The following is a 10,805-nucleotide window of genomic DNA, read 5'->3' as shown; positions in this document are numbered from 1 at the left end:
GGTGGGAATGGCGACCAGGGGCAGCGTTTCTCCGGTGACCGCGTTCCGCCCCTCGTAGTCCCGGATTTTTCCTCCGTGGGTCGCCACGATGCCCATGCCCTTGGCGCAGTCGATGGGGCTTCCGCCTCCGACGGCGAGAAGGCAGTCCGCTCCGAACGCCACGGCGGCGGCGGCGCCCTCCATGACGTTCCTGTCCTTGGGGTTCGGCTCCACCGCGCTGAAGACCTCGAAGGCAATTCCTTCTTTTTCGAGAACCCGGGTGATCGGTGCGAGGATTCCCGCGTCGATCACACCACGGTCCGTCACGAGAAGCGGACGCTTTTTTCCCAGCTCCTGCAGCACCATGGCGATGGTGGCGGAAACGCCGGCGCCGAATTCGATCCGCGTGGGAAGTTCGAAACTGAAACTGTTCCTGATGTCCAAAAGAAACCCCTCCTTCACTGTCTCTTGTGCCTGCCTGCCGCACTGTCCCTTTTGACGCCGCTTTCTTCGGAAGACATGCACCGGCCCGATGCGGCGGGTGAACGTTCGGATCGGTTCCGGCTCAGGTGCCGACGTCCCGTCGCGATCTCCCCGCCGTGTCCCGTTTCCTCACCGGGGCACGGCCGCCGATGCCGGAACGGAAAGGGTGGTTTTGAACACGATTACCGCTTCCCCCCGGATCTTCACCGTCTCCGGTTCTCCGTTTCTGACGCGCACTTCCACGTGCACCTTTCCGGGGCGGCCGATCTTCTCGCCCTGAAAACCCGTGAAACGCAAGACTCCATCGTCCCCGGGCCGGGCCAGGCCGAAACGGACCAGGTACCCTCCGAGCGGCCCATGGGCGTTGCCCGTGACGGGGTCCTCGGCCACGCCGACCGCCGGGGCGAACATTCTTCCCTCCGTGAGGATGCCCTCCCGGGCGGTGTCGAAGGTGAACAGAAAGTAGCCGTTGCAGCCGATCCGTCGGCTGAGATTCGTGAGACCCGCATTGTCGGGTTCGAGTGCGTTCAGTGTTTGTGCGCTTTTCAGGCAGACCATCACCTTGGAGTGGCCGGTGGAGGCGATCCGCACGGGACATCGGGGGTCCATCTCGTCGGCCGTAAGGTGCAGGGAGGCGAGAAGCGCGTCTGTTTCCTCTTTTTGCAGCGGCTCGGAGAGTACGAATTTCCCCTGGGTCATGGAGACGGTGTAATCTGTCCCGTCGTCGCGGACTTCCACGGGCAGGATGCCCACCCCGGTCTTGATGCGGAGAACCCGGCCGCCCAGATTCGCCTCCTTCGCCTTGGCGTAGAGGGCGGCAATGGTGGCGTGGCCGCAGACGGGCACCTCCGTCGTGGGGGTGAAGTAGCGCAGGTGTCCGTCACAGGTATCGTCCGGAGGGGACAGGAAAAAGGCGGTCTCCGAATTGTTCAGCTCCCGGGCGATCCGCTGCATGGCGTCGTCGGAAAGTCCGTCCGCGTTGGTGATCACTCCGGCGGGATTGCCCGCAAAGGGAGTTCTCGTGAAGGAGTCGATCTGGTAGAGCGTGTAGGTTTTCACGGGCGTTCTCCTCTCTCGCGTTCCTGGATGTGGGGCGGATCGCGCCGCGCTAGTCCGCGGGCTTCACCGACACGGACCATTCAGGTCCGGAGGCGATGCCGAATTTCTCGGCGAAGCTGTCCATGTTGAGGGCCAGGGACAGCTCCATGAGGCTGTTGTAGAAGAGCAGCGGCTCTCCCTCGGGGACGTCGCCGAAGGTGTTCACGTAGGGGATGTTCCCCTTGAATACCTCTTTCCCCTCCCGGGAGATCGTCACCTCGTATTTTTTCCCGAACGCGGGCTTGAGCGTGTCGAAGAGGGGCTTGCCGATGTTGGTCCACACGTTGCCGTACTGGATGTCGAGCACGGGAATCGTTCCCAGCGCAGCCCCGTTCCGGATCTCCGCCCTCTGGTAGGGAATGCGCACCAGGGTGTCCTCGACAAGAGGCCCCACTTCCTCGAAGGAGAGTTTCCCCGAGGCGAGCCTGGCCCCCACATACGCGAAGAGATCGCGACCGAGGAACGTGTAGGACTGCTCAGATCCCGGCAGCCGGTGCTTCGTTTCGTCGATGAGGCGCACTGCGTCGATGCCCGCCCGCTCCTCGACGATGGTGAGCGTTCCGTTGTCCGGCGTGACGATGTAACGGCCGTCCTTCGTTTTTGCCACCACCGAGCGGCGTTCCGTCCCCACGCCGGGATCCACCACGGAGACGAACACCGTGCCCGTGGGCCAGTATTCCAGGGTCTGGTACAGGCGATAGGCGGCCTCCCAGATGGAGTAGGGAGGAATCTCGTGGGTCAGGTCGAACAGGGGAAGGTCGGTGTCAACGCCGAAGGCGACGCCCTTCATGGCGGACACCGCGCCGTCCTTGAGGCCGAAGTCGGTCTGGAAGACCAGGGCGGTCTTTGTCGTCGCCGCCTCCGCGAGAGAAAGAAGAAGCACGAGGAGGAACACCGCGACGCCCATGCGCTTGCGCAGTGTGTTCATGAGAAGAAGGCTCCCTTCTGCATTGGAGATGGGGCGATCCGGTCGATGGGGGTTCCTCTCTCTTCTGTTGTTGCGGGAGGGGCTGTCCCCGGTCGGGTCGGCGAATCGTCACTGTTCGGTATTATCTGTCAGAGCGCCGGGAAAGGAAAGAGACAATGTGTTTCCCCTGCACTCCACCATGGGGATGGACGGCAGTTCTTCACGGCGGGGTTGACGCGTTCCGGTCTTCTGGGTACAGTATGTACGGTTCGTTGAAACGAGAAACATTCATATACACCTCCGAGTCCGTGTTCCTGCGGGAGCGATCCTATGGAAACGGACCGAAGGGCGCCTTCGGAAACGAAGATGCCTCCCGTGTTCGGAAAGGAGGGGATGCAGGCTTTTCGGCCTCTGCTGTCTATCTGTCCGTCGACGGGTGGACGTTTTTTGTCCCCGTCGTCGCATGGAAGGGGCAGCCCCGGAAAGCGGAAGGGAAACCTGTTGTGTTCTGAGGAACGAGTCCTTTGAAACGATTTTCCGCGCTGATTCTTTTACAGGATGGTATTTTCCCCGTGCCGCGGCAGGTGCGGCACCTGCTCGAAAAGAAAGGATGAAACCGCATGCATCGAAGAAGCGTTGCATCCCGTTTCCCGCGCTTTTCGCTCCTTCTCGTCCTCATTGTCGGCCTTGCCCTCGTACTTGGCGGCGTCGCCGCGGCGAAGGCGCCTGTGCTGCGCATGGCCACCACCACCAGCACGGACAACACGGGACTTCTGGACTACCTGGCGCCCCTCTTCCAGAAAGCGACCGGAATCGAACTTCAGTGGGTCGCTGTTGGAACTGGAAAGGCCATCGAGTTCGGTAAGAACGGCGACGTGGACATTCTCTTCGTCCACGATCCCGAGTCGGAGAAGGCGTTTCTGGACGGCGGCTTTGGCGCCAACCGCCGCCAGGTGATGTACAACGACTTCATCTTCGTCGGGCCCAAGGAAGATCCGGCGAAGATACAGGGACTTTCCGCCGTGGAGACCCTCAAGGCCATCGCGACGAAAGGTGCGGTCTTCACGAGCCGCGCCGACAAATCGGGTACGCACATGAAGGAACTCGCCCTCTGGAAAGAAGCCGGAATCACCGTTCCCGACAAGGAGCCCTGGTATATCCAGGTCGGACAGGGCATGATCCAGACCATCAACATCGCCGCCGAGCGGAACGGCTACACGCTCACCGACCGGGGCACCTTCATCAAGTACGAGGAGAACCACAAGGGCAATCCTCCCCTGGTGATCCTCTCCGAGGGCGACAAGGCTCTGCGGAACCAGTACAGCGTCATCGCCGTCAATCCCGCGAAGTGGAGCGACGCCCGCTACGACCTGGCGGTGAAGTTCATCGACTGGATCGTTGCTCCCGAGACGCAGAAGGTCATCGCGGAGTTCAAACTTTCCGGAAAACAGCTCTTCTTCCCCAACGCGGGAGAATAGTCCCGGCAGGCGGAAAGCACGAAAGGAGTCCTGAGAATGATTCGTCGACAGACGTGGAACAAGCGCCTTGCACTTCTTCTCTTCGTCGTGGCCGTCGCGGTGCTTGCCGCGCTTCCCGCCAGTGCGGCAAAGGAAGTGCGGCTCTCCAGTACCATCGGCCCCATCGACGCGGGCATCGTGAAGGTTTTCGCTGACACCTTCGAGAAGAACACAGGGATCAAGGTCGTCTTCGAGGGGGCAGGAACGGGGGCGACCCTCGAAAAGGCCAAGACGGGGAACTTCGACATGGTCATGGTCCACGCCCGGAAGCTGGAGGACAAGTTCGTCGCGGACGGGTTCGGCATCGACCGGCGGGATGTGATGTACAATGATTTCGTCATCCTCGGCCCCAAGGAAGACCCCGCGGGTGTGCGGGGGATGAAGGACGCCGCCGAGGCGGTCAGGAAGATCGCCGCAGCGGGTGCGCCTTTCGTGACCCGGGGGGACAACTCGGGAACCCACGTGAAAGAGATGGAAGTCTGGGAAAAGGCGGGCATGAAGCCCGAGGGGGACTGGTACGTCCTCTACGAGATCGGCAAGGCGGGCAACAAGGCCACCACGCAGTTTGCCGACCGCCGGAACGCCTATGTCCTCATGGACCGTGCCACGGTACTCACCCTGGGGAAGAGCGTTTCCCTCGAGGTGCTCGTGGAGGGAGATCCCTTCCTGTTCAACTACATCGCCGTGATCCGGGTGAATCCCGACAAGTTTTCCGGCCTGAACGTGGCGGAGGCATTGGCTTTCACGGACTGGCTCTGCGGTGACGAAGCCCAGGGCATCATTAAGGAATTTGGCGCGGACAAGTACGGGCAGCCGCTCTTCTTCCCCAATTCCGACGAGTGGAAGGCGAAGCATCCCCAGTAGACCTTCCTGGGATGTGTTGGTCCCGGAACGTGTCGGATCGCCGGCGGGGGCCGTTTCCTCTGCCGGCGATCCGTTTTCAGAGGTGAAAAAATTCGCTTCTTCAGGGTGTCACGTGTTCCGAGGGGCGGGAGGATCGTCTTTCCCGCGAGGTGTTTCCATCATTCCGTCTGGGGGGATTTTCCATGGACTATATCGCTGAAGGTGTTCTGCAGGCTCTGTCGCTCCTTCTGGCCGGCGACGAGGAGACCTGGGACGCCATTTTCACCACGATGAAGCTCTCGTCCCTCTCCATCGCAGTCAGTCTCGCCCTGGGCATCCCCCTGGGTTTTCTTCTGGGATACGCGGAGTTTCCGGGAAAAAGGATCTGCCGTGCCGTGGTGGACACGCTCCTCGCCCTGCCCACGGTGGTTGTCGGGCTGCTCGTCTACGCGTTCGTCTCTCGGAGGGGCCCCCTGGGGGAACTGGGACTCCTTTTCACGCTTCCCGGTGTCGCCATCGGGCAGGTGATCCTCGCGCTTCCCGTGGTGGTGGCCATGACGGCCACTGCGGTGGAGAGCCTGGACCGGCGCCTTTCTCTCACGCTGCTCACACTGGGGGCGGGGCGGAGTCAACTCGCCCTGGCGAGCCTGCTCGAATCCCGCTACGGTGTGCTCCTCGCGGCGGCGAGCGCCTATGGGCGCATCATCTCCGAGGTGGGGGTCTCCATGATGATCGGAGGCAACATCAAGTGGCACACCCGGACCATCACCACCGCCATCACCCTTGAGACGGGAAAGGGGGAGTTCGCTCTGGGGGTCGCCCTCGGGCTGGTTCTCCTTCTGGTGGCCTTTCTGGTGAACGGGTCCGCGTCGCTGCTGCGAAGGAGGGTGCGCACATGACCGGAGATGCCCTCTACGAGGTTCGGAATCTCAAACGCGCCTACGGAACGCAGACCGTGCTCGATGCGGAGCATCTGGTCATTCCCGAGCGGAGTGTCGTGGGCTTCGTCGGTCCCAACGGCAGCGGCAAGAGCACACTTCTCCGGATCCTCGCCTTTCTCGACACGCCGAGCGGCGGTTCCCTGTGGTTCGGCGGACGGACGTTCTGGAACGGCGGTGACGGCGATGCGGAGGGACGGGGAAGCGAGATGTCCCTGGAGAATGCCCGGAGCGAGGTCACGCTGCTCCTGCAGGAACCCTACCTCCTGAAGCGAAGCGTCTTCGAGAACGTGGCCTACGGGCTGCGGGTCCGGGGCGGCCTGTCCGGGGAGGAGATGCGCGAAAGGGTCTTTGGAGGATTGAGGACCGTTGGGCTCGACCCCGAGCGATTCGCCTCTCGCGCCTGGTATCAACTTTCGGGGGGAGAGGCCCAGAGGGTGGCCCTGGCGTCGCGTCTCGTGCTGCGTCCCCGGGCATTGCTGCTCGACGAGCCCACGGCGAGCGTGGACGTGCAGAGTGCGGCGCGCATCAAGGAAGCGGCGCTGCGCGCACGGGATGAATGGGGAACCACTCTTGTGGTGGTGAGCCACGATATCCTCTGGCTGAACGAGGTGGCCGACGAGGTAGTCCATTTCTACGGAGGCAAGATCGTCGGCGTCGGCCCGGAAAACCTGGTCTCCGGCCCCTGGGGGGAAGAGGCGGGAGGAATGGTGCTCCGTCGCCTGACGGACGGCCAGATCCTGCGTGCGGTCCGCCCCCCCGGAGGCGTTTCCACGGAGGCGGTGGCCGCGGTGGACCCGGGCTCCCTTCTCCTCGCCCTCTCCCTCCCCGAGGGTATTTCCGCCCGCAACGCGCTTCGCTGTTCCGTCGCCCAGATGCTCTACGAAAACGGCACCGGACGGGTTCTCGTCAAGGTTGCCGCAGGCGGGCTCTCTCTCTCGGCGCGGCTTACCGCCGAGGCCGTGCGCGAGCTGGGGCTCCATCCCGGCCAGGAAGTCTTGGCTCTCGTCAAGGCCACTGCCTTCCGCTGGCTCTGAGCGCAAGCGCAGGGGGCGGAGCGGAGGGCACGCTTCCTTGTCCGGACGGAGGTGTGAGGGCGCCGAGGAAAAGAATCCGCGGTTTTCGGGAAAGCATTGAGGCGGGGAATGCGAGCTGGCGCTGGTTGCCGCTGGTCGCCGCCGGAGTCCGTGCAGGGTTTTTGCGGTCGGAGAGGAGATTCCGGGATGCTCCGGCACGGTCCAGGCGATGCAGGGTGCCGGGATTGGGATTTTCCGAGAGGCGCAAGGAGGAATTTTCGTGAAATGTGGTTCCTTCGAGTTTTCTCTGCGTGAACTCGCCGGTTCCATGGGCGATTTCGGCACGCTCTTTCCTCTCGCGGTGGGGTACATGGTGACCTGTGGTCTCGATCCGTCGGGTTTTCTGGTCGTGATGGGCCTCGCCAACATCGTCACGGGTCTCGTGTATCGTCTGCCGCTTCCCGTGGAACCCATGAAGGTCCTTGCCGTGACTGCCGTGGCGGGACATTGGCCCCCCTATCTGGTCTTCGCATCGACCTTCACCATGGGGCTCGTGTGGCTCTTCTTCGCCGCCACGGGGCTCATCGACCGCGTCGCCAAGATCACTCCTCCCTCGGTGGTGCGGGGAATCCAGGCCGCTCTTGGGGTGCTCCTCGCCCTGGAAGCGCTGCGCCTCATCGACGGGGACCTGCTGCTCGGCGTCGCCTCGGTTCTCGTGGTGCTCCTGCTTCGGGACAACGCCCGCGCCCCCGCGGCGCTCGTGCTCATGGGCATGGGGGTGATCATCCTCGCCGTGCGGGGGGATCTCGCGTCCCTTCCGGGAATTCGATTCTCGTTGCCTCCGCTGACCGGCTTTGCCCTGGGAGACATGTGGCACTCCCTGGTCCAGGGTGGTTTCGCCCAGATTCCCCTCACGGCAACCAACGCGGTGATCGCCACGTCCGCCCTCATCAGCGAATACTGGCCGGACCGGCGGGTGAGCGAACGACGCCTTTCCCTGAACATGGGCATCATGAACTGCGTCGGGGCCTTTCTCGGCGGTTTTCCTCTCTGTTCCGGCGCGGGAGGACTCGCGGGGCAATACTACTTCGGCGCCAGGACGGGCGGGGCCAACATCATCGAGGGAGTGCTCGAGGTCACGCTCGGGCTCTTTCTCGGCAGTTCGCTGGCACGGCTCTTCGAGCGCTTTCCCGGGGCCATCATCGGCGCCATGATGCTCCTGGTGGGGCTCCAGCTCACCACGTCATTGGTTCTCGTGAAGCGCGACCGGCATCTGCTTCCCCTCCTCGCCACCCTTGCGGTCTCTCTGGCGACGAACATGGCCTTCGGTTTTCTCGCGGGGCTCTTCGCACATCACATCCTGCTCCCGCGCATTTCCGGCGATGAGACAAAATCCGAACCCTGACACGATGCCTTCCGTGTGTCAGGGCAGCGCGTACAGATCCTCCAGAGACAGGGGAGCGGAAAGGATTTCCGTGTCGAGGAGAAAGGTTTGCACGTTTTCAAGATCCTCTCTGTCGGCAGGGCGCAGCGTCGGATCGTAGTCGCAGCGTTCCGCCTGAGACCGGAGGGCTTCAATGGAAAGTCCCGTCTCTTCCGATGCCAGGCGAAATGCTTCCTCGGGGTGCTCCCGCAGAAACGCCACTGCCTCCGCACGGGCCTCGAGAAGACGCCGGATCAGGCCGGGGTGTTTCCGAGCGAAGTCTCCGGTGGTCACGAGATAGGTGATGCCCCCGATCTTTCCCTCTCCGTCCGCGAGAAGACGGGCTCCCGCAGCGGCTGCCCGATCCGCTGCCGTGCCTCCCAGAGCCGCCGCGTCCGTCTTGCCGCCGAGAAGGGCCGTCAGCACTTCGGGTTGCGCCAGGGAAAGCAGTGTTACCGTGGACGGATCGATTCCCTCCTGACGAAGAGCCGCATGCAAAAGCTGATGCGGCAGAGTCCCCTTGGGACATGCCACGGTTTTTCCGGCCAGATCCGCCACGGTGCGGATCTCCGGTGCGGTGGTGAACAATGCGAATGTCTTGGGCGAGCGGGCACTGACGCCGACGATCCGGAGATCGAGTCCTGCGGCCGCGGCAGGCAACAGGAGCGTGCCTCCCAGGGAATTGGCGAAGTCGATGGACCCGGAGGCCAATGCCTGAATCTGCAGCGGTCCCGCGTCGATCTGCCGGAGTGTCACGGTGACGTCTTCCCGGGCGAAGGCTTTTTCCAGAAGGCCGAGCCGTACTTCCAGGATGGCCGGAATGTTCAACATCGCTTTTACATAGGGAACGGAGAGCGTGCGTGCCGTTGCAGCTCCGTTCGAGACGATAGCCGTGAAAAAGAGGACGAGCAGGGCGAAGGGCAGGGAGAGTTTGCATCGCGTGCGCATGGCGAAGACCTCCTTCAACGATGTTCGGCGAGAGATGTCTTGCCGACGATGGCTTCCAGGACCCGGCGACGCAGGGGCAGAAACTCGGGGCAGCCCGTCTCCCTCGGCCGGGGAAGGGCGATGTCCAGGTGGTCCGCGATGCGGCCGGCATCGAGGACCACGATGGTTTCCCCCAGGGCCAGGGCCTCTTCCACGTCGTGCGTGACGAAGAGGAAGGTCTTGCCGGTCCTTTGATGGAGCGCTGCGATCTCGTCCTGGAGACGACGGCGGGTGAAAGAGTCCAGGGCACCGAACGGCTCGTCCATGAGCACCACCTCCGGATCGAGGGCGAGGGTCCGCCCCAGGGCGATGCGTTGCGCCATGCCGCCCGAGATCTGGTCCGGGTAGGCGTCGCGGAATGCCTCAAGCCCGAGCATCGCCAGAATCGACGCCGTTCGGTCGGCGATGGTCGCTTTGTCGAGGCGTCCCTCGAGGGCGAAAGCCACGTTTTCCCCCGCCGTGAGCCACGGCATGAGGCGGGGTTCCTGAAAGACGAACCCCACGGCGGAACGACCCCGGGTCGAGATCTCCTCCGGAAGGAGGATACGCCCTTCCGTGGGTTTTTCCAGTCCTGCGAGAAGGCGGAGCAGGGTCGTCTTTCCGGAACCGCTTCTGCCGAGCACGACGGTGAAACTTCCCTTCGGAAGAAAGAGGGAAAGACCGTCGAGAGCGCTGACGGTTTCCTTTCCGAGGGGATATTTTTTTGTGATGCCCTGGAGGCTAATTCCTTCCGTGGCCGTCGCCTCCTTTCCAGGGAACGAGGTGTTTGGCCAGACGGAAGAAAAGGTCGTCCACCAGAGCTCCGAGAAAACCCATGGTGACGATGGCCACGACGATGATGTCCGACCGGGAGAGCCCCTGGGCGTCGTGAATGAGATAGCCGAGCCCCGACGAGGCGGCGATGAGCTCGGCGCCGATGAGGGCGCGCCAACTGTACCCGAGCCCCAGCCGGAGTCCCGTCAGGATCGACGGAAGCGCCCAGGGAAGACGGATGCGCCGGAGACGTTCTCCCTCGGAGAGGCCGAGGCTGACCCCCACCTCGACGAGGTTTTGATCGCAGCGGCGAATGCCGTCCACAGTGTTGAGGAGGATGGGAAAGAACGCGGCCAGGACGATGATGGCCGTTTTGGATGCTTCCCCGATGCCGAACCAGAGAAGCAGCAGCGGCAGGAGCGCGAGGGGAGGAACGTGACGTAGAAATTCGAGTGTCCCGTTGACGAGCCGTCCGAGGCGCGGCCGGACCCCCAAAAGGACGCCGAGAGGAAAGGCCGTCAGGCAGGAGAGGCCGAAGCCCCAGAAAACGCGCAGGCTGCTGGCGCCGATGTGGCGCAGGAGGTCTCCGCTTCGGATCAGCCTGACCGCGGCTCTTCCCACGGAGGCGGGAGAGGGAAGGAGGAAGGTGTTCCAAAGTCCCAGGGCACTTCCGATCCACCAGAAACCGAGGATGGCGAGAGGAAAGAGCAGTCCTTCAAGCAGGCCGGAAGAGCCTGGAACAGAAGGTCTCCGTTCGGCTTCGGCGGAGACTGGTTGTCCTGTTCTTTCCCTCCCGGTCATGACGGTCGTCGCCTCACTGCGCGGAACAATTCATGTCCCATCGATTCCGCATTTCTCTTC

11 protein-coding genes and 1 riboswitch are annotated in these 10,805 nt (G+C 63.2%); of the genes, 5 read left to right on the top strand and 6 right to left on the bottom strand.

From position 1 onward, the window contains the following. The 3 genes from Q1K49_RS12070 to Q1K49_RS12060 all read right to left on the bottom strand — a co-directional run. The coding region (locus tag Q1K49_RS12070) for an iron-containing alcohol dehydrogenase (protein ID WP_300526275.1) at nucleotides 1-423 on the bottom strand (423 nt) is incomplete at its 3' end. Nucleotides 424-591: 168 nt separating this feature from the next. Continuing rightward, nucleotides 592-1,521 (bottom strand): PhzF family isomerase, encoded by a 930-nt coding sequence (locus tag Q1K49_RS12065; protein WP_300526274.1) that lies wholly within the window; start codon nucleotides 1,519-1,521, stop codon nucleotides 592-594. Between the two features lie 49 nt (nucleotides 1,522-1,570). Beyond that, complete coding sequence (locus Q1K49_RS12060; RefSeq protein ID WP_300526273.1) at nucleotides 1,571-2,488, bottom strand: S-adenosyl-l-methionine hydroxide adenosyltransferase family protein; 918 nt, start codon at nucleotides 2,486-2,488, stop codon at nucleotides 1,571-1,573. A gap of 265 nt (nucleotides 2,489-2,753) precedes the next feature. Further along, a riboswitch (molybdenum cofactor riboswitch) is annotated at nucleotides 2,754-2,873 on the top strand. A 214-nt stretch (nucleotides 2,874-3,087) separates the two neighbouring features. Here Q1K49_RS12060 and Q1K49_RS12055 point away from each other — a divergent pair. From Q1K49_RS12055 to Q1K49_RS12035, 5 genes are all read left to right on the top strand, one after another. Then, on the top strand, nucleotides 3,088-3,945 hold the full coding sequence (locus Q1K49_RS12055; protein ID WP_300526272.1) for a substrate-binding domain-containing protein: 858 nt from the start codon (nucleotides 3,088-3,090) through the stop codon (nucleotides 3,943-3,945). A 36-nt stretch (nucleotides 3,946-3,981) separates the two neighbouring features. After that, a complete protein-coding gene (locus tag Q1K49_RS12050; protein WP_300526271.1) occupies nucleotides 3,982-4,848 on the top strand; it encodes a substrate-binding domain-containing protein in 867 nt (288 codons plus the stop codon). A gap of 182 nt (nucleotides 4,849-5,030) precedes the next feature. Next, nucleotides 5,031-5,726 (top strand): ABC transporter permease, encoded by a 696-nt coding sequence (locus Q1K49_RS12045; protein WP_300526270.1) that lies wholly within the window; start codon nucleotides 5,031-5,033, stop codon nucleotides 5,724-5,726. Next, a complete protein-coding gene (locus Q1K49_RS12040) occupies nucleotides 5,723-6,802 on the top strand; it encodes an ATP-binding cassette domain-containing protein (protein WP_300526269.1) in 1,080 nt (359 codons plus the stop codon). Before Q1K49_RS12045 ends, Q1K49_RS12040 begins: the two co-directional genes overlap by 4 nt. A 259-nt stretch (nucleotides 6,803-7,061) precedes the next feature. Continuing rightward, nucleotides 7,062-8,186, top strand: a complete 1,125-nt coding sequence (locus Q1K49_RS12035; protein WP_300526268.1) for a putative sulfate/molybdate transporter — start codon at nucleotides 7,062-7,064, stop codon at nucleotides 8,184-8,186. An 18-nt stretch (nucleotides 8,187-8,204) separates the two neighbouring features. On the opposite strand, the gene Q1K49_RS12030 is transcribed toward Q1K49_RS12035, so the two are convergent. Genes Q1K49_RS12030 through Q1K49_RS12020 form a run of 3 tightly spaced genes read right to left on the bottom strand, consistent with a single transcriptional unit; the run spans nucleotide 8,205 to nucleotide 10,745 of the window. Further along, nucleotides 8,205-9,152: an ABC transporter substrate-binding protein gene (locus Q1K49_RS12030; RefSeq protein WP_300526267.1), complete on the bottom strand. Its 948-nt coding sequence runs from the start codon at nucleotides 9,150-9,152 to the stop codon at nucleotides 8,205-8,207. 14 nt (nucleotides 9,153-9,166) lie between these two features. Next, nucleotides 9,167-9,901 (bottom strand): ABC transporter ATP-binding protein, encoded by a 735-nt coding sequence (locus Q1K49_RS12025; protein WP_300526279.1) that lies wholly within the window; start codon nucleotides 9,899-9,901, stop codon nucleotides 9,167-9,169. 10 nt (nucleotides 9,902-9,911) lie between these two features. Continuing rightward, nucleotides 9,912-10,745 carry an ABC transporter permease gene (locus Q1K49_RS12020; protein ID WP_300526266.1) on the bottom strand — a complete coding sequence of 278 codons (834 nt, stop codon included), beginning with the start codon at nucleotides 10,743-10,745 and terminating at the stop codon, nucleotides 9,912-9,914. Between the last annotated feature and the right edge of the window lie 60 nt (nucleotides 10,746-10,805).

Origin of the sequence: Aminiphilus sp. (assembly GCF_029975095.1) — a bacterium.
Classification (GTDB): Bacteria; Synergistota; Synergistia; order Synergistales; family Aminiphilaceae; genus Aminiphilus.
The sequence above is the reverse complement of the archived record's forward strand: the minus strand, read 5'-3'. Positions and strand labels throughout refer to the sequence as shown.

Excerpts from the sequence above, each read along its gene's own strand:
- Q1K49_RS12060 (WP_300526273.1), bottom strand. The coding sequence starts at position 2,488 with ATGAACACACTGCGCAAGCGCATGGGCGTCGCGGTGTTCCTCCTCGTG.
- Q1K49_RS12055 (WP_300526272.1), top strand. The coding sequence starts at position 3,088 with ATGCATCGAAGAAGCGTTGCATCCCGTTTCCCGCGCTTTTCGCTCCTT.
- Q1K49_RS12050 (WP_300526271.1), top strand. The coding sequence starts at position 3,982 with ATGATTCGTCGACAGACGTGGAACAAGCGCCTTGCACTTCTTCTCTTC.
- Q1K49_RS12045 (WP_300526270.1), top strand. The coding sequence starts at position 5,031 with ATGGACTATATCGCTGAAGGTGTTCTGCAGGCTCTGTCGCTCCTTCTG.
- Q1K49_RS12040 (WP_300526269.1), top strand. The coding sequence starts at position 5,723 with ATGACCGGAGATGCCCTCTACGAGGTTCGGAATCTCAAACGCGCCTAC.
- Q1K49_RS12030 (WP_300526267.1), bottom strand. The coding sequence starts at position 9,152 with ATGCGCACGCGATGCAAACTCTCCCTGCCCTTCGCCCTGCTCGTCCTC.
- Q1K49_RS12020 (WP_300526266.1), bottom strand. The coding sequence starts at position 10,745 with ATGACCGGGAGGGAAAGAACAGGACAACCAGTCTCCGCCGAAGCCGAA.